The organism is Micromonospora sp. NPDC047527 (assembly GCF_040643015.1).
In the GTDB taxonomy this organism is placed as follows: Bacteria; Actinomycetota; Actinomycetes; order Mycobacteriales; family Micromonosporaceae; genus Micromonospora.
In genome coordinates this window covers 107395-132823 of record NZ_JBEYTK010000003.1, presented here as the reverse complement: position 1 = coordinate 132823, position 25429 = coordinate 107395, and the positions used below count along the sequence as shown (strand labels likewise).

Here is a 25429-nt window from a genome sequence, read left to right as displayed (position 1 = left end):
TACGCACGACAAGGCCGGGTCTTACCCACCGGGGTGTCGTGGGGGGGGCCGTTTATACACCGGCACCCCGCTCGGCGTCCGTGGGTGGCTCTCAGCGGGCCAGCGTGATCATCTCGTCGCCGGCCAGCCGGCCGGATTCACGGTCACGGCGCACGTCGCCGGCGTCGAGCAGATGGGCCAGCGCCCGGTTGGCGTCGGCGGCCCGGTAGACGGTCGCGGTCAGGGCGTGCCGGCGCAGCTCGGTGACGGGTCGCGGCCCGCCGCGACGCAGCTCGGCCAGCAGCTCGCCGGCCAGCGGCCCGGGGTCGGGGTCACCGGCCACGTCGACCGGGGCAGCCTGCGGGTCGGCCGGGTCGAGGTAGCGCACGCCGAGATCGGCGCCGACCGCCCAGAGCGCGTCACGGACCGCCTCCAGGCTCCGGTCGGAGCGGCTGCCGAACGCGATCACGCCGCCCGCGCCGTGAGCCCCGAACACCGGCGTCACCTCGGCGACCAGCGGGAATCCGGCGGCGCCGAGAGCGTCACGGGCACCGTTGCCGGCGTGCAGCAGCACCTCGCCGGCGCGGCCGTTGGCGGCAGCAGTGAGCAGGGGCGGGGGCACGGCGTCGGGCAGGTCCAGGAAGGTGAACAGGGGTGAGCCCGCCGCCCCGGCGGCCTTCACCGCGACCGGCAGTTGCTGCGGGGCGCCGGGCAGTAGGTGCACAGCGACCTCGGCGGGCAACTCCGCCTCGACCGGGCCGAGCCGGGTCGGCAGATCGGACGCGCCGTCGGCCAGCACCAGCACCGTCACCCGCCGGCCGCGCACCTGGTCGGCGTGCGCGGCGACCACCCGCAGCGCGGCCTCCGCGCCACCGCCGTCGGCGCCGGTCCAGGCCAGCGCGACGGTGGCCCGCCGGGAACGTTGCAGGGCCGCTGGCAGCCAGGTCGTCAACTGGCGGACCAGCAGCTCGCGGAGGAAATCGGTGGTCCGGTCGGTCGGCATCGGTCCGTTCTACCGTATGGCCGGTCAGGCTGGGACGGAGATCCCCACCCCGCCCCGCGTCTGCCCGCCGTAGCGCTGCCGCTCAGCCGCCAGGTCGAGCCGGCCGATGCGCTTGCGGGCGGCCAGTGTGGCGTCGTCGAGCCGGTCGGCCGGGACCAGCCAGACCACCTCGAACTCCAGCCCGTCCGGGTCCTGCCCGTAGAGGCTCTTGGTGGTGCCGTGATCGGACGTGCCGACCAGCGCCCCGGCGGCGGCGAGCCGCTCGGCGGTGGCGGCCAACTCGTCGAGGGTGTCCACCTCCCACGCCAGGTGGTAAAGCCCGACGGTGGCACGGCCGGCCGTCGACTGCCCGGCGCCCGCGCCGATCTCGAACAGGCCGAGGTCGTGGTCGTTGGTGGAGTCGGGGGCCTGGAGGAAGGTGGCGCCCCGGAAGCCGTCCGGGGTCATCGCCACCGGGCGGAAGCCCAGCACGTCGCGGTAGAACGCGACGCTGCGGGCGAGGTCACTGACGTAGAGGACCGCGTGGTTGAGCCGGTGGATTCCCATGACTCGAGGCTACCGCGATTTAGTTGAGCATTCAACAACCTGAGGTATGATGCCGGTCATGACGCGTTGGTTGGACCCCGACGAGCAGCGCACCTGGCGGGCGTTCCTCACCGCCTCCCGGGCGCTGATGGACACGCTCGACCGCGAACTGCAACGCGACGCGGGCATGCCGCACGCGTACTACGAGATCCTGGTCCGGCTCTCCGAGGCGCCCGGACGCCAGCTGCGGATGAGCGACCTGGCCGAGGTGACCGGATCGTCGCGCAGCCGGCTCTCGCACGCGGTGGCCCGACTGGAGACGGCCGGCTGGGTGCGCCGCGAGGACTGCCCCACCGACCGACGCGGGCAGGTCGCGCTGCTCACCGAGGCCGGCTACGCCACCCTCAGCGCCGCCGCCCCCGGCCATGTCGAGGGGGTACGCCGCCACCTGTTCGACGCACTGAGCCCGGCCCAGGTCGACCAGTTGCGCCGGATCAGCGAAACGCTGGCCGAGCACCTGACAAGATCCTGACCGATCGACACCGGCGCGGGTCTTGTACTTACCGTCGTCGGATGAGCACGATGGGGCGTGCCCTCCGGCTTCGGCGAACTGACTGATCAGGCGCACCACCTCGTGTCCGCTGGCGACCTCGCCGGCGCACAACGGCTGCTCGCCGACGCGCTCACCGACGCCGACCCCCGCCCCGCCAACGCCACCCCCGAACTGGCCGAGGCGGCCAGCCTCCAGGCGCGGGTGCTCGTCGCCCTCGGTGAGCCACACTCCGCCCGAGGGTGGGCCGCCTTCACGTACGCCGCCACCACCCGGTTGCACGGCCGCTCGGACCCGCGCACAGTCTCCGCCGCGGCCACCCTGGCCGCGGTGCTGCACCGGGTCGGCAGCCGCTCCCGGGCCGCCCGGCTCTACCAGGAAGTCATCATCGAGCTGACCGCACAGGACGGACCGGAGTCGCTGCGGGTGCTCGCCGCGCACGCCGACCTGGCCACCGTCGAGTACGCCCGGGGCCAGTGCACCGTCGCCCGCGACCGGCTCCAGGACGCCTGGGAACTGCACCGCGAGGTGTACGGCGACGGGCACCCCAGCGGCATCAAGATGCTGGCCCGACTCGGCGCGATGCAGCGCGACTGTGGGCAGTTCGCCGAGGCGCACGACAACCTGGCTCTGGCCCGCGAGTTGTCCCGGCAGCACCTGCCCGCCGACGACCCGCTGGCCCTGCAGGTCGCGGCCCTGGCCCGGGCCGCGGCCAACCCCGATCACGTCTGCGCCGACGACGCGCCCGTCGGCCGGGACGCCCCGCTGGTGCCGGCCGCCCGCAACCCACCGCACGACGGGCCGACCGGTTCCGGCCACCACTCACCCGCGCCCCCGCCGCAGCCCGCCGAGCCGGAGCCGACCGGCCCTGCCGAGCCCGATGACACCCCGGCCGAGCAAGGGCTCACGGCCGGCCCCGGTTTCACGTCCGGCCCCGGTTTCACGGCCAGCCCAGGGTTCACGGCCGGCCACGGGTTCACGTCCGGGCCCGGTTTCACGGCCAGCCACGGAGCTACGGCCGGCGGCGGGGCGGTGCCGAATCCCCGCGTCCCGGCCGACGAACCAGGCGGAGCGGCAGGTCTCCGCTGGCCACCCGAGCGGGCCGACGAGCCCACACCCCACTCGACGGACACGCCGGTACCCCCGTCCGTGGTCGGCTTCACCGGCAGCACCGAAGAGGCCTCGGGCGTCTACCGGCTGCACCACCCGAGCCCGCCGACCGAAGATCCGTCGGAGCGGTACCTCGCAGACGAGCCGTACCAGCCGTCCGAGCCATACCAGCCGTACACCCCCGTCGAGCCGTCCACACCGTCGGAGTCGTACCAGCCGGTCGAGCCGTACACGCCGTCCCGCCTGTTGCCGGTGCCCGTGCACCGGGCGCCGACGCCACCGCGCAACCGGCTCGTGCCGGTGCTGGTGGCCGGCGTGGTCGTGGTGCTGCTGGGCGCGGCGGCGGTGATCGCCGGAGTAGCCCGGGTCGGCGACAGCGACGACCAGCAGCCCACTCCCGACAACGGCTCCCCCAGCGCCGGCCCGACCAGTCCGGCCGCACCGGGCACCACCGCAGCGCCCACCGGCACCGCGCCCACCGGCACGCCGCCGCCGGTGGCCGTGCCGGGCACCCCGCCGGGCGCGGTGACCCTGCGCGACAACCGGGACAACATCGCCCTGCGCTGGACGTACCCGACCGGTGGCGAGGGGCCGGTGATCATCTCCGCCGGGCGGTCCGGGCAGGACAAGACCGCGATCGCCACGCTGCCGGCCGGCACCGACAACTACATCGTCTACGCGTTGAACCGCGCCAACGACTACTGCTTCACCGTAGCCGTGGTCTGGTCCACCGACTCCGTGGCGAGCGCCGACGAGGTCTGCACCCGCCGCCGCTGACCCCTCCGCAAGCTGGCACCAGCGTCTCGGCAATCGCGCGCAACGCCGCATCCAGGGCGGCCCGAGGGCCGCCGTCAACACTCCAGCGGCACCAGCGGCACCCGGCGTGAGCGTCATGCCTGCGCCGCTCCGTTACGCGCCGTCAAGGCCCTGCTGACCGTCCATACCCTGCTGCCATCCTTTGCTCTGCTTATCTCCACGCACCACCGAGCCTGACCTGCGATAACGCCTGGGCATCGCACAGCGGCACCGCCCACCAGTGGTGACTATCCGTGTGTGGCGCGTCGGTAGGTGCAGAGCAAAGGGCCCCGAACAGCTCGGAGGGCTACCGCCGTTCGTCACGGTCCGTCACGCGTCGGTCTTGGCCGTCCTCGATCGGCAACGCCGGTAGCAGCAGACACACCCGCAGCCCCGGCTGGCCACCGACACCGACATCCGCATCAGCACTGCCTTCGGCACCGCCACGACCGTCGGCGGCGGCGCTGGCCTTGGCGGCGGCGCTGGGGTTGGCGGTGGCGGTGGCGCTGGCGCTGGGGTTGGCGTTGGTCAGGGTGATGGCACCGCCGGCGCGGCGGACCAGTTCCCGAACGATGGCCAGGCCCAGTCCGGCCCCGCCGTCGTCGCGGCCCCGCCCGTCGTCCAGTCTGGTGAACCGGTCGAAGACCCGGCTCCGGTCGGCCGCCGGAATCCCCGGGCCGTCGTCAGTCACCGTCACCAGGTGGTACGCCGCCTCAGCGCTCGGCTCGGCCGCGAGCAGGACGCTGCCGTGCGCGTGCCGGACCGCGTTGTCGACCAGGTTGGCTAGCACACGGCGCAGCTCGTCGACGTTCCCGGCCGTCCAGAGTGGGCCGGGTGGTGGCGCGACCCGCACCGGCGGCGACGGGTACCGGGCGGCGACCTCGGTCAACAGCGCGCCCAGCTCCACCGGGCCGGTCCCCCGGGCCACCGGCGTCTCGTCCAGGCGGGCCAGCAGCAGCAGGTCGTCGACCAGCCGGCTCAGCCGCTCGGTGTCGGCGAGCAGGTTGGCAGTCACCGCAGTCCAGTCCGCCTGGTCGGCGAGTCGCTGGGCCACCTCCAACTCCGTCCGGATGTTCGTCAGCGGGCTGCGCAACTCGTGCGCCGCGTCGGAGACGAATGCCCGCTGCCGCGCCCGGGCTGTCTCCAGGCGGTCCAGCATGCCGTTGAGAGTGACCGCGAGACGGTGGATCTCGTCGGCGGAGGCGGGAACCGGCAGCCGGCCGGCACCTGCCCGCCCGGTGATCTCCTCGGCGCCTCGACGGAGCGCCTCCACCGGCCGCAGCGTCGCGCCGACCACCCGCCACGCCACCGCCGCCAGCGCGGCCAGCAGCAGCGGGAACGCCACCAGCAGGATGGTCCGCACCACGTGCGTGCTGTGCCGGACGTCGGCCATCGAGCGGGCGACCAGCACGGTGAGCGGATCGGCTGCGGTGCCGGCGGGTACGGCGACCACCCGGACCGGGCCGACGAGACCGACCCGCTCGGCGGGCGCCTCCAACCGCTGGCGGTGGCCGGCGTCCAACCGCTCCGGGCGGACCATCGGGACCAGCCGGTCCGCGTCGATCGAGGCGGCCCGGATCCGCCCCTGCGCGTCGATCACCTGAACCCGGACCTGCCCACCGGCCACCGGCAGCGGATCGGGCAGCGCGTCCTCGGCGGCGAGCAGGGCGACCGCGTCGGCGGTCCGGAACGCCTCGGTGTCGACGGTGCGCTGGAGCACGTACCCGAGCGCGCCGAGCAGCACCGCCCCGCCGAGGGCCAGCCCTACTGCGAGGCCGAACACACCGAGCGCCATGAGCCGCCCTCGCAGCCCCAGCGCCGGCAGCCGCAGGTTCCAGAACCGACCAGCGCCCGGCTGCTCGGTGTGGGTCACGTCGCCAGCCGGTAGCCGGCGCCCCGGATGGTCTCCAGCCGGTCCCGGCCGAGCTTGCGGCGCAGGTAGCCGACGTACACCTCGACCACGTTCGGCGCCGTCTCCAGGCTGGCGTCCCAGACGTGGTCCAGCAGCTCGATCTTGGAGACCACCTGACCGGGCCGGCGCATCAGGTAGTCCAGCAGCGCGAACTCCCGCGCGGTCAACGTCACCTCGTCGTCGGCGCGCGTGACCCGACGTTGGGCCGGATCCAGTCGCAGGTCACCGACCGTCAGCACCACCGGGCGTTCCGGCGCGCCCCGGCGCAGCAGCGCCCGCAGGCGAGCCAGCAGCACCACGTACGAGAAGGGCTTGGTGAGGTAGTCGTCGGCACCGCAGTCCAGACCGTCGGCCTGGTCGTACTCGCCGTCCTTGGCGGAGAGCATCAGCACCGGCAGCCAGTGCTGCTCGGCGCGCAGCCGACGGACCAGTTCGTAGCCGGAGAGCCCGGGCAGCATCACGTCGAGGATCATCGCGTCGTACCCGCCGTGCCGGGCGGCGTCCAGCCCGGCCGGGCCGGTCGCGGCCACGTCGACCGCGAACCCCTCCGCCTGCAGGCCCCGTTGCAGGGCGGCCGCCAATCGGGCCTCGTCCTCCACCACCAACAATCGCACGGCTCAAGGGTGCCACCTGGGTCAATGCCGGCGTCCTCAGCGCGTTCACAGGGGTGAGCGGGCAGGATGGTGCGCAGGAGGTGCCCACCATGTCCGTCCTGAGAAGCCGACCCGTCCTGCGCTGGTTGGTCCCGGCGACCGCCGTCGTCGCCGTCATCGGCGGTGGCGCGGCCGTCGGCACGTTCGCCGCCGAGGCCGAGCCGAGCCTGCCGCCACGTACCGCCGCCCAACTCCTGGTCGACCTGCAGACCTCCCGACTCGAAGGGCTGTCCGGCACGGTCGTGCAGCGCGCCGACCTCGGCCTGCCGCCGCTGGTCGGGCTGGTCCCCGGCAACGACCTGACCACCCTGCTGACCGGTACGCACACCCTGCGGGTCTGGTATTCCGGCCCGGAGCGGCAGCGGGTCGCGCTGCTGGACACCCTCGGCGAACGGGACGTGATCCGCAACGGCCGCGACCTGTGGACCTGGGAGAGCCGCGGCAACACCGCGCGCCACCTCACCCTGGGCGACGCCGCGACCGCCGGAAAGCCGGCCATCGAGGCCGGGCCGAGCCTGCCGGCGACGCCGCAGCAGGCCGCCGACCTGGCGTTGGGCGCGATCGACCCGAGCACCGAGGTCAGCGTCGGCCGTTCGGCCACCGTCGCCGGCCGGGCCGCCTACGAGCTGGTGCTCCAGCCGCGCGACCGCGACTCACTGGTGCACCAGCTACGGATCGCCATCGACGCCAAGCAGCACGTGCCGCTGCGCTTCGAGGTGCTCGCCAAGGGCAGCGACCAGCCGGCGTTCGAGGTGGCCTTCACCCAGGTCGACTACCGGCGCCCCGACGCCGACCAGTTCGCCTTCAACCCGCCGCCCGGGGTGACCGTCACGGAGGAGACCGCCGAGCGGCCGGCCGCCGGCCGCCCCGACCACGCGCCGCCGGCCGGTGACCCGCAGGTACGCGCCGAGGGCTCGGGCTGGACCACCGTGCTGGTCGCCCGCCTCGACGATGCCGCGGGCAAGAGCATCGGCGCCAAGCCCGATGCGTCGTCGGCAGCCAAGCCTGCCGGCGCGCCGGAGGTGGACGTGTCGGCGCTGCTCGGCGGCCTGCCGGAAGTCAGTGGGGACTGGGGCAGCGGTCGGCTGTTCACCAGCAGGCTGGTCAGTGTGCTGCTCACCGACGACGGGCGGGTGCTCGCCGGAGCGGTCACGCCGGAGCGGCTCTACCAGGTCGCGCGCGGCTGATATATCGGTGTCCCTCGCGCCGGGTCGACCCAACGGTCGGCCCGGCGCCTCGTTGCGTGGATCGCACCGGCCCGTCCGGCTTGGTGAGAGCGGACGGAACGCGCTATCTTCAACAATTCGAGGGCACAAAAAAGAACGGCTGAAAAGCCGTTCTTGCGCATTATTCTAATCTCTAGGGAGACGGCTTGTCAAGGCACTCCGGCGGTACCGGTGAATTGCCGCTCGACGACGAGATCGGCCGCGAGCAGGAGTACGTCTCCATGCTCTACGACCGGCTGGACGGGCTGCGTGAGCAGGCCGCCCACCGGCTCACCGACGAGCTGCGCAGCACCGGCGGCACCCTGCAGGACCGCTCCCAGCGCGACAGCTCGGTAGCGATGTACGCCGACCAGGTCGAGCAGTTCTCGGCCGTGGAGAATGGCCTCTGCTTCGGCCGTCTCGACGGCGACGACGATTCCCGTCACTACATCGGCCGGATCGGAATCTTCGACACCAGCGGCGACTACGACCCGCTGCTGATGGACTGGCGGGCCCCCGCCGCCCGCCCCTTCTACCTCGCGACCGCCGCCAACCCGCAGGGCGTACGACGGCGTCGGCACCTGCGCACCCGACAGCGCAAGGTGACCGGGCTCAACGACGAGGTGCTCGACATCGACAGCGCCTCCCCCGGCGCGCACGAGGAGTTGACCGGCGAGGCGTCGCTGCTCGCCGCGCTGAACGCCGGCCGGACCGGCCGGATGCGCGACATCGTGGAGACCATCCAGGCCGAGCAGGACCGGATCATCCGCGCGGAACTGCCCGGGGTGATGGTGGTCCAGGGCGGCCCGGGCACCGGCAAGACCGCGGTCGCGCTGCACCGGGCGGCGTACCTGCTCTACACACACCGCCGGGAGCTGTCCAGCCGGGGCGTGCTGCTGGTCGGCCCGAACGCGACGTTCCTGCGCTACATCTCCCAGGTTCTGCCGACACTGGCCGAGACCGGCGTGCTGCTGCGTACCCCGGGTGATCTCTTTCCCGGGGTGAGTGCGCAGCGGACCGAGACGGCCGAGACGGCCGCGCTCAAGGGCCGGGCGGAGCTGGCCGAGGTGCTGGCGCTGGCGGTGCGGGACCGGCAGTGGGTGCCGGACGAGCCGTTGGAGATCGAGGTGGAGCGGGAGGCGCTGACCCTCGACCCGGAGACCGTACGCACCGCGCGGGACCGGGTCCGCCGCGCCGACCGTCCGCACAACCTGGCGCGGGCGCTCTTCGACGTGGAGATCGTGCACGCCCTCGCCGACCAGGTGGCCGAGCGGATCGGCGCCGACCCGCTGGGCGGGGACAACCTGCTCGACGAGGCTGACCGGGCCGAGATCCGCCGCGAGCTGCGCGACGAGCCCGAGATCCGCGCCACCCTGGACCGACTCTGGCCGGTGCTCACCCCGCAGCGCCTGCTCGCCGACCTGTACGCCGACCCTGATCGGATCGCCGCCGCCGCGCCGATGCTCACCGACGACGAGCGGGCGCTGCTGCACCGCGAGCCGGGTGGTTGGACTCCGGCCGACGTGCCGCTGCTGGACGAGGCCGCCGAACTGCTCGGCGAGGACGAGCGGGCCGCCGCCGCCCGGCGGGATCGCATCCGCACGATGGAACGGGAGTACGCCGAGGGCGTGCTGGAGATCGCCCGGGGTTCCCGCTCGATCGACGTCGAGGACGAGGCCGAGGGTGGTGAGATCCTCGGCGTGACCGACCTGATCGACGCGGATCGGCTGCTGGAACGGCAGGAGGAGGCCGACCGCCTGACCACCGCGCAGCGCGCCGCCGCCGACCGGAAGTGGGCGTTCGGCCACGTCATCGTGGACGAGGCACAGGAGCTGTCACCGATGGCCTGGCGGCTGCTCATGCGCCGCTGCCCGAGCCGTTCGATGACGATCGTCGGGGACGTGGCGCAGACCGGGGCGCTCACCGGCACGCCGTCCTGGGCCGAGGCTCTCGCCCCGTACGTGGCGCAGCGGTGGCGGTTGACCGAGCTGACCGTCAGCTACCGCACGCCGGCCGAGATCATGGCGGTCGCCGCGGACGTGCTCGCCGAGATCGACCCTGCGCTGCGGCCGCCGCGCTCGGTGCGGGAGAGCGGCGTACCCCCGTGGGACCGGACGGTGGCCGACGAGCAACTGCCGGTGGAGCTGGTCGCGGCGGCCACCCGCGAGGCCACCGACCTGGCCGAGGGTCGACTCGGCGTGATCGTGCCGGCCAGCCGGGTGGACACGCTGGGTGCCGCGCTGACCGCCGCGCTGCCGGAGGCCGCCGTGGGCGAGCACCCGGAGTTGGAGAGCCGGGTGGTGGTGCTGACCGTCGCGCAGGCCAAGGGGCTGGAGTTCGACTCGGTGCTGGTGGTCGACCCGGACCTGATGGTGGCCGAGTCGCCGCGCGGGCGCAGCGACCTGTACGTGGCGCTCACCCGTGCCACCCAACGCCTGGGCATCCTCCGCCCCGGTAGCTGACCGCGCCCCGCACCCGCGCCGCCCCCGCCGATCGTCGGCGGGGGCGGCGGAGTGGGTTGACGCGTCAGTCGCCGGACCGGTCCCTGATGGACTTGCCCGGCCCGGTCGCGGACGTGGACTGGTCGCTGGTGCCGCCGCCCATCGGGGTGCTCAGGCCGCCGGTGGTGGCGTCGCCGGTCGTCGTCGGGGCCACCTTGCCCCGGTGCCGCTCCGGCTGCCGGGCAACCCGCCGTACGCTCGCTGGGCCGGCCGTGCCGCCCGTGGTGGTGACCGCGCCCTGGCCCCGGGTGGGGCCACCGTCGCGCAACACCGTCGGGTCGACCGGCTGGTGCGCCGGGTCGTACGGGTCCACGTCCTGGATCACCCGCTCGATGTCGGTGGCGGGCAACGTGACCTCCTCGACGGCACCCTTGCCGTACACGCCGCCGGCGATCCGGTCCTCGGCCTGGCGGGCCGCTTCCTGCCTCATGTCGTCCTCACGCACGTCCATCACCTCGCAGAAGCTGTGGAACTGACTGCGTGCCCGGCCACCGGCTAGGCAAACCCGCCGCGGCCGGCCCGGAGGTCGTCCACCCCGGTTCACCGGCACGCAGCCCGCTGGCCGCCTGCCTGCCGCCGGAGATGTCCATGCTGGCCGGCAACCGGTGGGAGACGCCCGCCGGTGGGAGGGGATGACAGCGTGCGCAGAGTACGCCGTACCGCCATCGCGGCCCTGGTGGCCGCGACGGTGACGACCGGGCTCGCGGTGCCCGCCCAGGCGAAGCCGCGCCCGGACCGGACATTCGACGTGCAGGCCCACCGCGGCGGCCTCGGGCTGCGGGTGGAGAACACCCTCGCCTCCTTCGGCAACGCCCTCCAGCTCGGGGTGACCACCCTGGAACTGGACGTGCAGATCACCGAGGACGGCCAGGCCGTGGTCACCCACGACCGGAAGATCAGTGGCGCCAAGTGCGTCGACACCGCCCCGGTGACCGCCGGCGACCCGGAGTTCCCGTACGTCGGGAAGTACGTCAACACACTCACCGTGGCCCAGGTGCGCTCACTGGACTGTGGTTCGAAGACGCTGCCCGACAAGCCCGGTCAGCTCGCCGTGCCCGGTGCCCGGATGCCGCTGCTGCGGGAGGTCTTCGCGCTGGTCAACCGGTACCAGGCGAAGGACGTGAAGCTCAACGTCGAGACCAAGGTGGAGGCCGGCGCGCCGAGCGAGACCGCGCCCCGCGAGCAGTTCGTCCGGGTCACCGCGTCCGAGATCCGCGCGGCCGGCCTGCTCAAGCAGGTCACCATCCAGAGTTTCGACTGGGGCGCGCTGATGCGGATGCGCCAGGTGGAGCCGAAGCTGCCGCTGGTCGCCCTGACCAACTACGACTTCCTCCAGACCGGGCAGCCGGGCGCCTCGCCGTGGCTCGGCGGGCTGGACATCGACGACTTCGGCGGCGACCCGATCCGGGCGATCCGCAGCTTCGGCGCCAGCGCCTTCTCACCGGTGCACGGCTCCCCACAGAACGGCACGGTCACCGACCCCGGCTACCAGCCGTACGTCACGAAGAAGATGGTCGCCGAGGCACACCGCTACGGCATCAAGGTGATCCCGTGGACTGTCGACGACCTCCCCACCATGGCCAAGCTCATCGACGACGGCGTGGACGGCATCATCACCGACTACCCGGATCGGCTGCGCGGGCTGCTGGCGCAGCGCGGCTACCGGCTGCCGATGGCGTACGCGGCGCCGTTCGACATCCAGGCGCACCGCGGCGGTCGGGCCACCCGGCCGGAGAACACCCTGCCGGCCTTCTCCCACGCGCTGGCCAACCGGGCCATCTCCACGCTGGAGCTGGACACCGGCGTGACCGCCGACGGGAAGCTCGTGGTGCTGCACGACCGCACCGTCAACGGCTCGCACTGCGTCGACACCGCTCCGGTGCGCCCCGGCGACCGGATGTTCCCGTACGTGGGCAAGCCGGTGCACGAGCTGACCCTGGCGCAGCTCAAGACCGTCGACTGCGGCACGAAGACGCTGCCCGAGCTGCCCACGCAGGTGCCCGCGCCGGGTGCCCGGATCCCCACCCTGGACGAGGTCTTCGCCCTGGTGAAGGCGAGTGGCCGCACGGACATCGGAATGAACATCGAAACGAAGATCAGCCCGGTGGTGAACGACACCGAGCCGTACCGCAGCTTCACCCGCAAGCTGGTCGACGCCATCCAGCGCGCCGGCTTCACCGACCGGGCCACCATCCAGTCGTTCGACTGGCGCACCATCACGTACGCCCGGCAGCTCGACCGCCGCATCGGCACCGTTGGCCTGGTGTGGCAGTACGGCCCGGCCGAGTGCGCCACCCTCGCCGACGAGTGCTCGCTTGAGGCGGTGTACGGGAACCCGTCGGTGAAGAGCCCATGGACCGGCGGGCTGGACTGGTGGAAGTACCGGGACCTGGGCAAGCTGACCCGCGCCGCGGGTGCCGGCACGGTGTCGGCGAACTGGCAGGTGCACGACCCGTCGCAGGGCACGGTGGCCTCGGCCGACTGGTACCTGCGGGAGAACCCGGCGTACTTCCACGGACCGGACGTACGCACCCTCCAGACGCGGTACGACCTGAAGGTGATCCCGTACACCGTCGATGACGCGAAGGTCATGCAGCGGGTTATCGACCTCGGCGTGGACGGCATCATCACCGACGACCCGGACCTGTTGGTGAGCGTCGCGGTGCGCAACGGCCTGCGCTGACGCGCTGCCACCCGACCGCCGGCCGGAGATTTCCGGCCGGCGGTCGGTGTTACCTGCTCCCGGGCCTCGGGTAGTCGGGGGGTGTCCCCGCCGTGAACGCGAACCGTGCCGTGGCCGAAACGCGGTAGCGGGGCGAGGGAATGCAGGTACGACTCATCGCATCCTGAGGAGGACCAGATGAGCACGCAGGCTGCTTCCACCAGGCCCATGAACCGGCCGATGAACGACCCGCAGAACCCCGCGTCGATGCGGAACACGCCGACCCAGCAGATGCCGGCGATGCACGACGGGCACCGGGAACAGATGCCGTCGCCGGGTACGGAGACCAAACAGGCGTTCCTGACGACGGAATTCTGGATCTACGCTGCCGCGGTCGCGCTCGTGGTGATCTCGGCATTCTGGAAGGGCACCACCGCCAACGGGTTGAACATCAACAACCCGAACCAGGCATGGTGGTTCCTGACCATCCTGACGGGTGGTTACCTGGTCAGCCGTGGTCTGTCGAAGGCTGGTTCCGCGCGTCGGTCCGGCCGGGAGCGCAGCAGGCGCTGAGCGTCGTAGGTGAACAGTGGCCTCCGGGAGAATCTCCCGGAGGCCACTGTCGTACGTCGACGCCTACTCTTCGAAACCGCCGAAGTCCCCGCCGAAGTCCTCACCGGCGTCGCCCTCGAAGGCGTCGCCGATCATCTCGCCGGCGATCATGCCGCCGGCGACGCCGAGCGCCGCACCGGCCACCATGCCGCCCACACCCATCCCTCGGCCGTGGCCGTGGCCGTGGCTCTTGCCCGCTCCGTAGCCCTGGTGCCCGTAACCCTGCGAGCGGAGGCTGCCGTAGCGGGAGGTGGTCTCACGCAGCCAGCCGTCGACGACCTGCGCCCAGTCGACCCCGTCGGCGTCGGCGTGTGACACCTGGTAACGGCCGAACGCGTCGTGCCCGGCGCTGAGGAAGCCGCCCCGCTTGTCGCACTCCAGAATCACCTCGACGCCGTGCTGACTGGTCACGAAGGTCAGCTCGACCTCCTTGATCGTGCTGGAGTACTGCGGTGCGGCGAAGAACTCGATCTCCTGGTAGAACGGCAGCGTCTGCTGGACGCCCCGGATGTGACCGCGCTCCAGGTCGGCCTTCTTGAAGTGGAAGCCGAGCCGCTGGAACGCCTCCAGGATGCGCTCGTGCACCGGCAGCGGGTGCACCGCCACCTGGTCCAGGTCGCTCTTGTCGACCGCGCGGGCGATGGCCAGCTCGGTGCGCAGGCCCATCGTCATGCCGTGCAGGCGCTGGCCGTACACGTCGGTGATCGGGGTCTCCCACGGCACCGGCAGCTGGAACGGGATGGAGAGCTGCTGCTTGGGCGCGAGCTGGAGCGGGCCGCTGACGACCATGCGGTGGAACTCCATCGTGCCCGTGTACTCCGCGTCGTGTCCCTCGACCTCGACCCGGGTCACCAGGCCGATCACCACCTGCTCGATGGCCGCCGAGGCGTCGCCGCCGATGAGGTTGACCTGCCCGTCGAGGGTCAGGCCGGGCCGGGTGTTGGGGTTGGTCAGCACGGTGTCCACACTCGGACCGCCGACGCCGAACGCGCTCAACATCTTCTTGAAGACCATCGGAACTCCTGTGCGACGGGCGACCGCTCCAGATTGGAGCCGGACGTTGACTCAACCCGCACCCTATCGAGATGCGCTGTGAGGTGGCTGTGAAGCGCGCCCGACCCGCCTCGTCTCAGGCGGGCTCGACGACGACCAACTCGCCGACCTGTTCGCCGATCGTGGTGCGTGCCTCGGGCGACAGCCCGACGTCGGTGATCAGCACGTCGGCGGCCTCCAGCGGGGCGATGGTGGCGATGCCGATGGTCTCCCACTTGGTGTGGTCGGCCAGCACCACGAGCCGGCGGGCCGCCCCGATGAGGCAGCGGTTGACGCCGGCCTCCAGCAGGTTCGGCGTGGTGAAGCCGGTGCGGGGGCTGAGCCCGTGCACACCGAGGAAGAGCAGGTCGACGTTGAGCGCGCTGATCGCCGCCTCGGCCACCGGCCCGGTCAACGCGTCCGACGGGGTGCGGATGCCGCCGGTCAACACGACCGTCTGGTCGGCGCGCGGGTTCTGGTAGAGCGCGTCGGCCACCGGGATCGAGTTGGTCACCACGGTCAGCCCCCGTACGTCGGAGAGCAGCGTGGCCAACGCGGCGGTGGTGGTGCCGGCGGACAGCGCGATGGCCATCCCCGGCTCCACCATCCTCGCCGCCCGGTCGGCGATGGCCCGCTTCTCGGCCTGCTGGCGGATCGACTTCGCGGCGAAGCCAGGCTCCTCGGCCGAACCGGGCCCGGCGAGCGTCGCGCCGCCGTGCACCTTGTCCACCAGGCCACGCTCGGCCAGCACCTCCAAGTCCCGGCGGATCGTCATGTCGGACACGCCGAACCGGCTGACCAGTTGGCTCACCCGCACACCGCCGCGCTGGCGGATCAGATCGAGGATGGCGGTCTGCCGCTGCTGGGCGAGCATCTGGGGAACCTCCTTCGCGCCGCGGGGATCAGGACCGGTCCTCACGGACGACCGCCACCTCACCGGCCGGCACGGCCAGCGCACCGGCACACCGGGCACCGGTCAGCAGCTCGACGCCGGCCACCGGGAGCCGGATCTCCGCCCCGGTGTGGTTGATGACGAACAGCCAGGTCCGCTCGCCGTCGCGCCGTCGTACCACCTCCACGCCGGTCGGGGCCGGCGCCGCCGGGCGGACGCCGGCCTCGTCGAGCAGCCGGGCGACCAGCCGGTCGGTGGCAGGCTCGTCCAGCCGGGTGCCGACGTACCAGGCCGCGCCCTCGCCGACCCGGTGCCGGGTCAGCGCCGGCACGCCCGGCAAGGGCCCATCGGTGTACGACGCCAGCACCTCAGCGCCGTCGGCGTGCAGCCACTCGGTCCACACGTCGGCCGCGCTGCCGTCGTCGAGGCGGACCTGCTCGCCCTCGCGCAGCGGGAAGAACTCCTCGGTCCGTACGCCCAGCAGCTCCCGGAAGGCCCCCGGGTAGCCGCCCAGCCGGATGTGGTCGTTCTCGTCGACGATGCCGCTGAAGTAGGTGACGGCGGCGGTGCCACCGGCCTCGACGAAACGGCGCAGCGCGTCGGCGTCGGCGTCCCGCACCAGGTACAGAGTGGGCACCAGGACGAGGCGATAGGCGCTGAGATCCGTCGACGGGTGGACGATGTCGGCGGTCACGCCGGCCCGCCACAGCGCGCCGTGGAGGGCGTTGAGCCGGTCGGCGTAGGTGACATCGACGCTGGGGTGCGAATCCAACTCGACGCCCCACCATGCCTCCCAGTCGAACAGGATCGCCACGTCGGCGTCCACTCGGCTGCCGCGTACCTCGGCCAGGGCCTTGAGGTCCGCGCCGAGCTGGCAGACCTCGCGGAACACCTTGGTCTCGGGGCCGGCGTGCGGCACCAGCGCGGAGTGGAACTTCTCGGCGCCGGCCCGGGAGGCGCGCCACTGGAAGAAGAGAACCCCGTCGGCGCCCCGGGCGACGTTCGCGAGGCTGTTGCGGCGCAGTTGCCCGGGCAGCTTGGCCACGTTGCGGGGCTGCCAGTTGACCGCGCTGGTGGAGTGCTCCATCAGCAGCCACGGGTCGCCGCCCGCGACGCCGCGGGTGTGGTCCGCCGCGAGCGCCAGCCCGAGGTGCGCCTGCGGGTCGGCGGCGGTCAGGTAGTGGTCGTTGGCGACCAGGTCCACGTCGTCGGCCCAGGAGTGGTAGTCCATGTGCTTCACCCCGGTGCCGATCATGAAGTTGGTGGTCACCGGCTGCCGGACCAGGGTCTTGAGCAGGGCGCGTTCGGCGCGCAGTTGGGACCGCTGCTCGTCGGAGGAGAAGCGCAGGAAGTCGAGCTGCTGGGTGGGGTTGGCGAACGTGGGGGCGGTGCGCGGCGGGTTGACCTCGGCCCAGTCGCCGTACCGCTGGCTCCAGAACGCGGTGCCCCACGCGTCGTTGAGCCGGCCCAGGTCGCCGTAGCGCTCGCGCAGCCAGCCGCGGAACGCCTCGGCGCTGACGTCGCAGTAGCAGTGCACGTTGTGACAGCCCAACTCGTTGGAGACGTGCCACATCACCACGGCGGGATGCTCCGCGTACCGGTCGGCGACGGCCCGCACCAACTCCAGTGACCGCTGGCGGAACACCGGGGAGCTGGGGCAGTACGCCTGTCGTCCGCCCGGCCAGAGGATAGTGCCGTCGGCACGGCGGGGCAGTGTCTCCGGGTGGGCGCGGGCCAACCAGGGCGGCGGGCTGGCGGTGGCGGTGGCCAGGTCGACCTGGATGCCGCCGTCGTGCAGGAGGCCCAGCACCCGGTCGAGCCAGCCGAACTCGAACCGGCCCGGGGTGGGCTCCAGCAGTGCCCAGGAGAAGATGCCGACGGAGACCAGGTTGACCCCGGCCCGCCGCATCAGCTCGACGTCCTCCGACCACGTCTGCTCGGGCCACTGCTCGGGGTTGTAGTCGCCGCCGAAATAGATGCCGTCACCCTGCCATCGCCGCATGACAGCTGAGGGTGCACCTGGCGGCCCGGGTAAGTCAACATGTTCCAACATCGATCTTCTTTCCAACGTTTACCACGTAACGGCCATGTCACAACTCGGTTATCGGAGGCGAACAGCCCTCTTGACAGCGCCCGACGGAGAGGTAGCTTGATGCCCCACTGGCCGATCGTGTTCGTCAATGTGGATTCTCGGTGGATCCCGATGTGTATTCACGAGGCCGGACCGCTCACCACCTGACGGCCCTTGGGCGAAGCACCTCTTCATCAGCAGGAGGCACAGATGTCCCGTCCCCGATCCCAAGCCGAGTACCTCGCTCGGCTCGTACCGCCCTCCGTTGCCGGCATCAACCGACGCTCGCTGCTGGCCGGCGCGGCCGGTACCGGCGCGCTGCTCGGCACCGGCCTCCTCGCCGGCTGCGGCGACGACTCCGGCTCCGGCGGGTCCACCAAGGACGTGTCGCTCGGCTCGAACCAGTCCGACCCGAAGCCCAAGGACGTCGTCGCCAAGGTCGCCGAGGGGTTCAAGACCTCGTCCGGCGTCCAGGTCGCGGTCAACACGGTCGACCACAACACGTTCCAGGAGAACATCAACAACTACCTGCAGGGCAAGCCGGACGACGTGTTCACCTGGTTCGCCGGCTACCGGATGCGCTTCTTCGCGTCCAAGGGCCTGGCCGGCGACATCAGCGACGTGTGGGGCAAGCTCTCCGGCTACTCCGACGCCTTCAAGAAGGCGTCCACCGGGGACGACGGCAAGCAGTACTTCGTCCCGGCGACGTACTACCCATGGGCGGTCTTCTACCGCAAGTCGGTCTGGCAGCAGTACGGCTACCAGCAACCGAAGACCATCACCGAGTTCACCGACCTCGGTGCGCAGATGAAGAAGGACGGACTGACCCCGATCGCCTTCGCCGACAAGGACGGCTGGCCGGCGATGGGCACGTTCGACATCCTCAACCTGCGCATCAACGGCTACCAGTTCCACATCGACCTGATGGCCGGCAAGGAGGCCTGGACCTCCGACAAGGTCAAGAAGGTCTTCGACACCTGGGCCGGCCTGCTCCCCCTGCACCAGCCGGACAGCCTCGGCCGCACCTGGCAGGAGGCCGCGCAGTCGTTGCAGCAGAAGAAGAGCGGCATGTACCTGCTCGGTCTCTTCGTCGGTCAGCAGTTCAGCAACGAGGAGCAGGACGACCTCGACTTCTTCACCTTCCCGGAGATCGACCCGTCGATCGGCGCCAAGGCGCTGGACGCGCCGATCGACGGCTACATGATGGCCCGCAAGCCCAAGAACGAGGACAACGCCCGCAAGCTGCTGGAGTACCTCGGCAGCAAGGACCCCGCTGACATCACCGTCAAGAACGACCCGGCCACGCTTGTCGCCAACACCGGCGCGGACGTCAGCGGCTATACCGCGCTGCAGAAGAAGGCCGCCGAGCTGGTCGGGTCGGCCACCGAGATCGCCCAGTTCCTCGACCGGGACACCCGGCCGGACTTCGCCTCCACGGTGATCATTCCGGCGCTCCAGCAGTTCATCAAGGACCCCAAGGACATTGGCGGGCTCACGTCGTCCATCGAGAACCAGAAGAAGTCGATCTTCACTGACTGACGGCGGAAGGGGAAGGACACCATGTCCGACCTGCCCCTGATCCAAGCGGATCGCGCCGTGCCGCCGCCGGCCGCGACCACCTCCACGGGTGGTCGTCGCCGGCGGCTACGGCTCCTGTCCCGCACCGACCGCGTGGTCATCACGCTGATGGTGCTCGTCCCGCTGCTGCTCGTCACCGGGTTGATCTGGCTGCCCGCGGCGGCCACCGTGGTGCTCTCCGGCACCAACTGGGACGGCATCGGCCCCCTCAACGAAATCGAGTTCGTCGGCGCGCGTAACTACAGCGACGTGGTGAACAACTACCCGCCGTTCGTGCCGGCGGTCCAGAACAACCTGCTCTGGCTGGCAGTGCTGTTCCTGGTGGCCACCCCGTTCGGCATGTTCCTGGCCGTCCTGCTCGACAAGGAACTTCGGGGCAGCCGGTTCTACCAGACCGCGCTCTACCTGCCGGTGGTGCTCTCGCTGGCGCTGATCGGCTTCGTCTGGCAGCTCATCTACTCCCGCGACCAGGGGCTGATCAACGCGGTCTTCGGCAGCAGCATCGACTGGTACGGCGACTCGAACGTCAACATCTGGGCCGTCATGGTCGCCTCCGGATGGCGGCACGTCGGCTACATCATGCTGCTGTACCTGGCCGGCCTGAAGGGCGTCGACCCGTCGCTGCGGGAGGCCGCCGCGGTCGACGGCGCATCGGAGAGCCGCACCTTCTTCCGGGTGGTGTTCCCGGTGCTGCGGCCGATCAACGTCATCGTGCTGGTGGTGACGGTGATCGAGTCGCTGCGCGCGTTCGACCTGGTCTGGGTGGTCAACAAGGGACGCAACGGGTTGGAGCTGATCTCCGCGCTGGTCACCCAGAACGTGGTGGGTGAGGCGAGCCGGATCGGCTTCGGCTCCGCGCTGGCCACCATCATGCTGGTCGTCTCGCTGGTCTTCATCACCATCTACCTGGCGACCGTGATGAGGGAGAACCGGGAATGAGCACCACGACCGTGACCCGGCGTACCGACGCCCCGGCCCGCCGCCCCAGGATGACCCCGCTGCGGATGCTGCTGCACGGCTTCCTCATCGTCGTCGCGCTGATCTGGCTCTTCCCGATCGCCTGGGCGGTGCTGACGTCGCTGCGTTCCTACGAGTACACCGCCACCAACGGCTACGTCTCGTTCGGCGGCTGGACCTTCGACAACTACGTCACCGCGTGGCGGACGGCGGAGTTCGGCCAGCACTTCCTCAACTCGGTGTACATCACCGTGCCGGCGGTGTTGCTGACCCTCTTCCTCGCCTCCTGCGTGGCGTTCGTCATCGCCCGGTTCAGTTGGAAGCTCAACCTCGTCCTGCTCGGGGTGTTCACCGCCGCCAACCTGCTGCCCCAGCAGGCGCTGCTCATCCCGCTGTTCCGGCTGTTCACCGAGGTGCCGCTGCCGGAGTTCATGAGCGACTCGGAGCTGCTCTACGACAGCTACTGGGGGCTGATCCTGATCAATGTGGCCTTCCAGTGTGGGTTCTGCGTCTTCGTACTCAGCAACTACATGAAGGCGCTGCCCCGCGACCTGTACGAGGCGGCGATGGTCGACGGAGCGAGCGTCTGGCGGCAGTACTGGCAGGTCACCATGCCGCTGTGCCGACCGGCCCTGGCCGCGCTGGCGACGCTGGAGGTGACCTGGATCTACAACGAGTTCTTCTGGGCCACCGTGCTGATGCGTACCGGTGACAAGTTCCCGGTCACCAGCTCGCTGAACAACCTGCGGGGCCAGTTCTTCACCGACAACAACCTGGTCTCGGCGGGCAGCGTGCTCGTCGCGATCCCCACCCTGGTGATCTTCTTTATGCTCCAGCGACACTTCGTCCGGGGCCTGACCCTGGGAGCTTCCAAAGGATGACGATCCTGCACCTGCGCCGCGCGCGGGCCAGCCTGGTGCTCGACGCGCGCGGCCCGGGGCTGCCCCGGATCGTGCACTGGGGCGGCGACGTCGGCGACCTCGACGACGACGGCCTGCGGCAACTCGTGGACGCGACCGTACCGCCGGTGGTGCCGAGCAGCTTCGACGAGCCCACCGTGCTGTCGCTGCTGCCGGAGCCGAGCGCCGGCTGGAGCGGCCGGCCAGGGCTGGCCGGGCACCGCGACGGACGGGACTGGTCCACCGCGTTCCGCCTCGACGGGTTGGACGTGCAGGACAGTGGGCCCGATGCGGCGCGGGTGAGCGTGCGGGCGTCGGACCCGGCCGCCGCTCTGTCCCTGACCATCGAGATCGCACTGGACCCGCATGGCCTGCTGACCATCCGCCACCGGCTGCGCAACGACGGCGACGGCACGTACGAGTTGCGGGAGCTGGCGCCGGTGCTGCCGGTGCCGGCGGTCGCCACCGAACTGCTCGACCTGACCGGCCGGTGGTGCCGGGAACGGTCCCCGCAGCGGCACCCGTGGCAGCACGGCGCCTGGGTCCGCGAGGGCCGGCACGGACGCACCGGGCACGACGCCACCCTGCTGTTGGTGGCCGGCACCGCCGGGTTCGGTTTCGGCCACGGCGAGGTCTGGGCGGTGCACACCGCGTGGAGCGGTGACCACGTCACCTTCGCCGAGCGCCAGCCCACCGGCGAGTCGACCCTCGGCGGCGGCGAGTTGCTGGCTCCAGGCGAGATCCGGCTCGGCCCCGGCGACTCGTACGACACTCCCCTGCTCTACGCGGTGTGGTCCGCCGCCGGGCTGGATGGCCTCAGCGACGTGCTGCACACCCACCTGCGGGCCCGACCCGGGCACCCCCGCTCCCCCCGCCCGGTCACCCTGAACGTCTGGGAGGCCGTCTACTTCGACCACGACCTGGCCCGGTTGGCCGCGCTCGCCGACCGGGCCGCGCAGATCGGGGTGGAACGGTTCGTGCTCGACGACGGCTGGTTCCGGGGTCGGCGCGACGACACCGCCGGCCTCGGCGACTGGTACGTCGACGAGGGCGTCTGGCCGGACGGCCTGCAACCGCTGATCGACCACGTGACCGGCCGGGGTCTGGAGTTCGGCCTCTGGGTCGAACCGGAGATGGTCAACCCGGACTCGGACCTGTTCCGCGCGCACGCCGACTGGCTGCTGGCCGTGCCGGGGCGGCTGCCGCCGGCCTGGCGCAACCAGCAGGTGCTCGACCTGGGCCGCCCGGAGGCGTACGACTATCTGCTGGAACGCCTCGACGCGCTGCTCACCGCGCATCCCGGCATCGGTTACCTCAAGTGGGATCACAACCGGGATCTCACCGAGGCCGGGCGCGATGGCCGCCCCGGGGTGCACGGGCAGACCGTGGCGGTCTACCGGCTCCTGGACGAGCTGCGCCGCCGCCACCCCCGCGTGGAGATCGAGAGCTGTTCGTCCGGGGGCGCCCGGGTGGACCTGGCCATCCTGGCCCACACCGACCGGGTCTGGGCCAGCGACTGCAACGACGCCCTGGAACGGCTCAGCATCCAGCGCTGGACCGGGTTGTTGCTGCCACCTGAGCTGGTCGGCACGCACATCGGCCCGGCACGCTCACACACCACCAAGCGGGTGCACGACCTCGGGTTCCGGGCCGCCACCGCGCTCTTCGGCCACCACGGCATCGAGTGGGACATCGCGTCGATCAGCAGTGCCGAGCAGACCGAGCTGGCCGCCTGGGTGGCGCTGCACAAGCGGCTGCGTCCGCTGCTGCACGCCGGCCGGGTGGTCCGGGTCGACCACCCGGACCCGGCCGTCTGGGCGCACGGCGTGGTCGATCACGACACAACCCGGGCGGTGTACGCGGTGGCCCGGCTGACCACCTCGGTGGCGCAGACCCCGGGCGCGGTACGACTGCCCGGCCTGGACCCGGGCCGGCGCTACCTGGTGCGGCCGGTGCCGGACGTGCCGGCCCCGGCGACCAGCGACCGCCGCGCGCCGGCCTGGCTGGGCGCGGGTGTGACGCTCAGCGGGGCCGCACTGGCCCGGGTGGGTGTGCAACTGCCCGCGCTGCACCCGGAGCAGAGCCTCGTGCTGGAGGTCACCGCCGTCGACTGATTCAGTGCTGATCGTCGCGGCGGCGCCGATGCGTGGTCCCGTGCCTGCGGGACGCGCGGTGGTGTCCCATGGGCCCAGGGCGAGTTCACCCGGGCCGGATGGGCAGCTTCACTCGGTACCCGGGGAGTGTGCCCGAGACTGCCTTTGGAGTTGATGTCGTAAACGAATCACCGACGCGTCTCTCCGGATCAACGGGCAGTAGGGTCGCACGTCCAGGCCGCCGAAATGGAACACCTTGTCCCCGAACTCCTTGCGTAACTGTGCGTCGTCAAGGTGCCCGGCGCGGATCTGAATCGTTTACGACATCAGCTCCAAAGGGGCCGCGTGGCATATGCCCCGGTGAGCGCGGGCGGCACACCGGCGCCCGAGCCACACCGCACGTGGGCGGATATCGCGGCACGGCACGGGGCGGGGCGGGGCGGCGCGGCAAGGGGCGGCGCGGAGCGGGTGCGGGGCGGCACGGGACGACGGACCCGGGACGGCTACGACGCTAGCCTGACCATCGAGGACTTTCCGCCGAGCATCAGGACTGAGGGCCGCATGGCGTACGTGCTGCTGGGGATCGCCATCGCCGCCGAGGTGGTGGCGACCAGCCTGCTCAAGTCCACCGCGGGGTTCAGTCGGCTCTGGCCGACGCTGGCCTGCGTCGTTGGCTACCTGCTGGCGTTTCTCCTGCTGGCCCAGGCCGTCAAGGAGATACCGGTCGGCGTTGCCTACGCCCTGTGGTCGGGTCTGGGCACCGCCACCATCGTGGCGATCGGGGCGGTGTTCCTGGACGAGCCGGTCGGGTTGGCCAAGCTCGCCGGCATCGGGCTGATCATCGCGGGGGTGGTCATCGTGAACCTGGCCGGAGAGCACTGACCGGGAGCCGGCGGGGTGGCCGGGCCTGTCGCTGGGCCCGGCCACTGCCGTCGGTCAGTTCGCGGTGCAGGTCACCTGCGGTGTGGCGTTGGTGCCGGTCCAGCCGCCGATGAAGCCGAAGCTGGTGCTGGCACCGGCGGCGAGCCGGCCGTTGTAGTCCACGTTGCGCGCGGTCACCGTGGCTCCGCTGCTCGTCAGCGTCGTGTTCCAGGACTGGGAGACGCTCTGCCCGTTGGCGAACGTCCACCGGGTGGTCCAGCCCGTGATCGCCGTCGCGCCGGCGGTCACGCGTACCTCACCCTGGAAGCCGCCCTGCCACTGGTTGGTGACCGTGTAGGTCGCCGTGCAGCCACCGGCCGGCGGCGGCGTGGTGGGCGGGGGCGTCGTGGGCGGCGGAGTCGTGGGCGGCGGAGTCGTGGGCGGCGGAGTCGTCGGAGGCGGGGTGGTGGGCGGAGGCGTGGTCGGCGGCGGAGTGGTCGGGGGGATGCTGTCGAAGATGCTCGCCTGCCGGGAGGTCTGCCGGATGCCGTTGGCGCCGTTGAAGAGCCGCTGGCCCCAACTGGTCAGGCTGGCCGGGTTGAAGGCGGTGGCCATGTCGAGATATTCCACGCCGCCGCCGTTACCGCTCCACGACCAGCCCAGCCAGCCGATCCCGTTGGCCTGGCTGTAGGCGAGGATGGTGTCCTCGTCGGGGTCGCCGTCGGAGTGGTTGAAGCCGAACTCACCGACCACGATCGGCAGCCCGGCAGCGCGGAAACGGCCCAGGTAGTCGGTGATCTCCGCGGCGGTGTCGAAGACGCCGTACATGTGGATGGAGAAGACCGTGTTGCGGGCCGGGTCGGCGGCGAAGACCGACGCGGCGTTGTCGCGCATGGTGAACGACCAGTCCTGCCCCCAGTTCGGCGCGTCCACCATGATGGTGTGGGTCAGCCCGGCGGCGCGCAGCCGCTTGATCGCGTTGGCGTTGTCGGTGGCCCAGGACGCGTAGTTCTGGTTGCCATACGGCTCGTTGCCGATGTTGACGATGACGTACTTCTCCTGGCCGGTGAGGACGTCGGCGAGGCTGAGCCAGTAGTCGACGGCGCGGTCGAGGGTGATCGCCCCGCTCTGCTCGCCGTACCCGGTGGTGTCGTGCACCTCCAGCACGCAGATCAGACGGTTGGCCTTGCACAGCGAGATGACGTTCGCGACATCGGCGTTGGTGTTGCGGGTCCACCGGTCACCGCTGGAGAGCACCACCCGCACGGTGTTCGCGCCGAGCGCCTTGACGTCGGCGAACGCTCGGGTCTGCTGTGGATACCAGGTGTGCGCGTGGTTGACCCCGCGCATGATGAATTCGGTGCCGTTGGCGTCGTACAACTTGCCGCCCGCGACGGAGAAACCGGCCGCGGCGTGCGCCGGCTGGCCGAACGCCAGCACGGCGACGAGCAGCGCGAGCAGGGCCGCACCGGCGGCGGAGAATCGAGTTTTCATGGCCTTCCTCAGGGAGGACCCCCGATGCCCAGCAGGGGTGGGACG

At 71.5% G+C, this 25429-nt stretch carries 20 protein-coding genes; 11 read left to right on the top strand and 9 right to left on the bottom strand.

Annotated features, from left to right (window positions below; translation table 11 throughout):
* Positions 1-91: 91 nt before the first annotated feature.
* On the bottom strand, positions 92-982 hold the full coding sequence (locus ABZ808_RS13715; protein ID WP_357005194.1) for a hypothetical protein: 891 nt from the start codon (positions 980-982) through the stop codon (positions 92-94).
* Positions 983-1006: 24 nt separating this feature from the next.
* A complete protein-coding gene (locus tag ABZ808_RS13710) occupies positions 1007-1528 on the bottom strand; it encodes a VOC family protein (protein ID WP_357005191.1) in 522 nt (173 codons plus the stop codon).
* A gap of 49 nt (positions 1529-1577) precedes the next feature.
* On the opposite strand from ABZ808_RS13710, the gene ABZ808_RS13705 reads away from it, so the two are divergent.
* Both ABZ808_RS13705 and ABZ808_RS13700 read left to right on the top strand, forming a co-directional pair.
* Positions 1578-2039 carry a MarR family transcriptional regulator gene (locus ABZ808_RS13705; protein ID WP_357005188.1) on the top strand — a complete coding sequence of 154 codons (462 nt, stop codon included), beginning with the start codon at positions 1578-1580 and terminating at the stop codon, positions 2037-2039.
* A 57-nt stretch (positions 2040-2096) separates the two neighbouring features.
* The gene (locus tag ABZ808_RS13700) at positions 2097-3944 is read left to right on the top strand and encodes a tetratricopeptide repeat protein (protein WP_357005184.1); all 1848 of its coding nucleotides are present in this window, start codon (positions 2097-2099) and stop codon (positions 3942-3944) included.
* Positions 3945-4269: 325 nt separating this feature from the next.
* Here ABZ808_RS13700 and ABZ808_RS13695 read toward each other — a convergent pair whose 3' ends face one another.
* Together ABZ808_RS13695 and ABZ808_RS13690 are read right to left on the bottom strand one after the other, a co-directional pair.
* Positions 4270-5757: an ATP-binding protein gene (locus ABZ808_RS13695; RefSeq protein WP_357006756.1), complete on the bottom strand. Its 1488-nt coding sequence runs from the start codon at positions 5755-5757 to the stop codon at positions 4270-4272.
* Between the two features lie 74 nt (positions 5758-5831).
* Positions 5832-6488 (bottom strand): response regulator transcription factor, encoded by a 657-nt coding sequence (locus ABZ808_RS13690; protein WP_357005181.1) that lies wholly within the window; start codon positions 6486-6488, stop codon positions 5832-5834.
* Positions 6489-6577: 89 nt separating this feature from the next.
* On the opposite strand from ABZ808_RS13690, the gene ABZ808_RS13685 reads away from it, so the two are divergent.
* Positions 6578-7714 (top strand): sigma-E factor regulatory protein RseB domain-containing protein, encoded by a 1137-nt coding sequence (locus ABZ808_RS13685; RefSeq protein WP_357005178.1) that lies wholly within the window; start codon positions 6578-6580, stop codon positions 7712-7714.
* Between the two features lie 185 nt (positions 7715-7899).
* Positions 7900-10194, top strand: coding sequence for an ATP-binding domain-containing protein (locus ABZ808_RS13680; protein WP_357005175.1), 2295 nt, complete (start codon positions 7900-7902; stop codon positions 10192-10194).
* 64 nt (positions 10195-10258) lie between these two features.
* Here the strand turns inward: ABZ808_RS13680 and ABZ808_RS13675 are convergent, their stop codons facing one another.
* Positions 10259-10678: a hypothetical protein gene (locus ABZ808_RS13675; RefSeq protein WP_357005172.1), complete on the bottom strand. Its 420-nt coding sequence runs from the start codon at positions 10676-10678 to the stop codon at positions 10259-10261.
* Positions 10679-10873: 195 nt separating this feature from the next.
* Here ABZ808_RS13675 and ABZ808_RS13670 point away from each other — a divergent pair, with 195 nt between their 5' ends.
* Together ABZ808_RS13670 and ABZ808_RS13665 are read left to right on the top strand one after the other, a co-directional pair.
* Positions 10874-12916 carry a glycerophosphodiester phosphodiesterase family protein gene (locus ABZ808_RS13670; protein WP_357005170.1) on the top strand — a complete coding sequence of 681 codons (2043 nt, stop codon included), beginning with the start codon at positions 10874-10876 and terminating at the stop codon, positions 12914-12916.
* Between the two features lie 270 nt (positions 12917-13186).
* Positions 13187-13468 carry a hypothetical protein gene (locus tag ABZ808_RS13665; RefSeq protein ID WP_357006754.1) on the top strand — a complete coding sequence of 94 codons (282 nt, stop codon included), beginning with the start codon at positions 13187-13189 and terminating at the stop codon, positions 13466-13468.
* 63 nt (positions 13469-13531) lie between these two features.
* Here the strand turns inward: ABZ808_RS13665 and ABZ808_RS13660 are convergent, their stop codons facing one another.
* From ABZ808_RS13660 to ABZ808_RS13650, 3 genes are all read right to left on the bottom strand, one after another.
* The gene (locus ABZ808_RS13660; protein ID WP_357005168.1) at positions 13532-14521 is read right to left on the bottom strand and encodes a sporulation protein; all 990 of its coding nucleotides are present in this window, start codon (positions 14519-14521) and stop codon (positions 13532-13534) included.
* A 115-nt stretch (positions 14522-14636) separates the two neighbouring features.
* Positions 14637-15413, bottom strand: a complete 777-nt coding sequence (locus tag ABZ808_RS13655; RefSeq protein WP_357005166.1) for a DeoR/GlpR family DNA-binding transcription regulator — start codon at positions 15411-15413, stop codon at positions 14637-14639.
* 28 nt (positions 15414-15441) lie between these two features.
* Entirely contained in the window at positions 15442-17433 is a 1992-nt protein-coding gene (locus ABZ808_RS13650; protein WP_357005163.1) for a beta-galactosidase, read from the bottom strand.
* Positions 17434-17712: 279 nt separating this feature from the next.
* Between ABZ808_RS13650 and ABZ808_RS13645 the strand changes: the two genes are divergently transcribed.
* From ABZ808_RS13645 to ABZ808_RS13625, 5 genes are all read left to right on the top strand, one after another.
* Entirely contained in the window at positions 17713-19041 is a 1329-nt protein-coding gene (locus ABZ808_RS13645; RefSeq protein ID WP_357005161.1) for an ABC transporter substrate-binding protein, read from the top strand.
* Positions 19042-19062: 21 nt separating this feature from the next.
* Positions 19063-20019, top strand: coding sequence for a sugar ABC transporter permease (locus ABZ808_RS13640; protein WP_357005159.1), 957 nt, complete (start codon positions 19063-19065; stop codon positions 20017-20019).
* A complete protein-coding gene (locus tag ABZ808_RS13635) occupies positions 20016-20918 on the top strand; it encodes a carbohydrate ABC transporter permease (protein WP_357005156.1) in 903 nt (300 codons plus the stop codon). The genes ABZ808_RS13640 and ABZ808_RS13635 overlap by 4 nt, the downstream gene beginning before the upstream one ends.
* Positions 20915-23050, top strand: a complete 2136-nt coding sequence (locus ABZ808_RS13630) for an alpha-galactosidase (protein ID WP_357005153.1) — start codon at positions 20915-20917, stop codon at positions 23048-23050. The genes ABZ808_RS13635 and ABZ808_RS13630 overlap by 4 nt, the downstream gene beginning before the upstream one ends.
* Positions 23051-23590: 540 nt before the next feature.
* Positions 23591-23911, top strand: a complete 321-nt coding sequence (locus ABZ808_RS13625) for a multidrug efflux SMR transporter (RefSeq protein ID WP_357005150.1) — start codon at positions 23591-23593, stop codon at positions 23909-23911.
* Positions 23912-23965: 54 nt separating this feature from the next.
* On the opposite strand, the gene ABZ808_RS13620 is transcribed toward ABZ808_RS13625, so the two are convergent.
* Positions 23966-25384, bottom strand: a complete 1419-nt coding sequence (locus tag ABZ808_RS13620) for a cellulase family glycosylhydrolase (RefSeq protein ID WP_357005147.1) — start codon at positions 25382-25384, stop codon at positions 23966-23968.
* Positions 25385-25429 lie beyond the last annotated feature (45 nt).

Bases quoted from the DNA above. Each gene is read 5' to 3' on its own strand.
- ABZ808_RS13620 (WP_357005147.1), bottom strand. From the start codon at position 25,384: ATGAAAACTCGATTCTCCGCCGCCGGTGCGGCCCTGCTCGCGCTGCTC.
- ABZ808_RS13655 (WP_357005166.1), bottom strand. From the start codon at position 15,413: ATGCTCGCCCAGCAGCGGCAGACCGCCATCCTCGATCTGATCCGCCAG.
- ABZ808_RS13640 (WP_357005159.1), top strand. From the start codon at position 19,063: ATGTCCGACCTGCCCCTGATCCAAGCGGATCGCGCCGTGCCGCCGCCG.
- ABZ808_RS13630 (WP_357005153.1), top strand. From the start codon at position 20,915: ATGACGATCCTGCACCTGCGCCGCGCGCGGGCCAGCCTGGTGCTCGAC.
- ABZ808_RS13645 (WP_357005161.1), top strand. From the start codon at position 17,713: ATGTCCCGTCCCCGATCCCAAGCCGAGTACCTCGCTCGGCTCGTACCG.
- ABZ808_RS13715 (WP_357005194.1), bottom strand. From the start codon at position 982: ATGCCGACCGACCGGACCACCGATTTCCTCCGCGAGCTGCTGGTCCGC.
- ABZ808_RS13665 (WP_357006754.1), top strand. From the start codon at position 13,187: ATGCCGGCGATGCACGACGGGCACCGGGAACAGATGCCGTCGCCGGGT.
- ABZ808_RS13705 (WP_357005188.1), top strand. From the start codon at position 1,578: ATGCCGGTCATGACGCGTTGGTTGGACCCCGACGAGCAGCGCACCTGG.
- ABZ808_RS13660 (WP_357005168.1), bottom strand. From the start codon at position 14,521: ATGGTCTTCAAGAAGATGTTGAGCGCGTTCGGCGTCGGCGGTCCGAGT.
- ABZ808_RS13650 (WP_357005163.1), bottom strand. From the start codon at position 17,433: ATGCGGCGATGGCAGGGTGACGGCATCTATTTCGGCGGCGACTACAAC.
- ABZ808_RS13625 (WP_357005150.1), top strand. From the start codon at position 23,591: ATGGCGTACGTGCTGCTGGGGATCGCCATCGCCGCCGAGGTGGTGGCG.
- ABZ808_RS13695 (WP_357006756.1), bottom strand. From the start codon at position 5,757: ATGGCGCTCGGTGTGTTCGGCCTCGCAGTAGGGCTGGCCCTCGGCGGG.
- ABZ808_RS13685 (WP_357005178.1), top strand. From the start codon at position 6,578: ATGTCCGTCCTGAGAAGCCGACCCGTCCTGCGCTGGTTGGTCCCGGCG.
- ABZ808_RS13635 (WP_357005156.1), top strand. From the start codon at position 20,016: ATGAGCACCACGACCGTGACCCGGCGTACCGACGCCCCGGCCCGCCGC.
- ABZ808_RS13710 (WP_357005191.1), bottom strand. From the start codon at position 1,528: ATGGGAATCCACCGGCTCAACCACGCGGTCCTCTACGTCAGTGACCTC.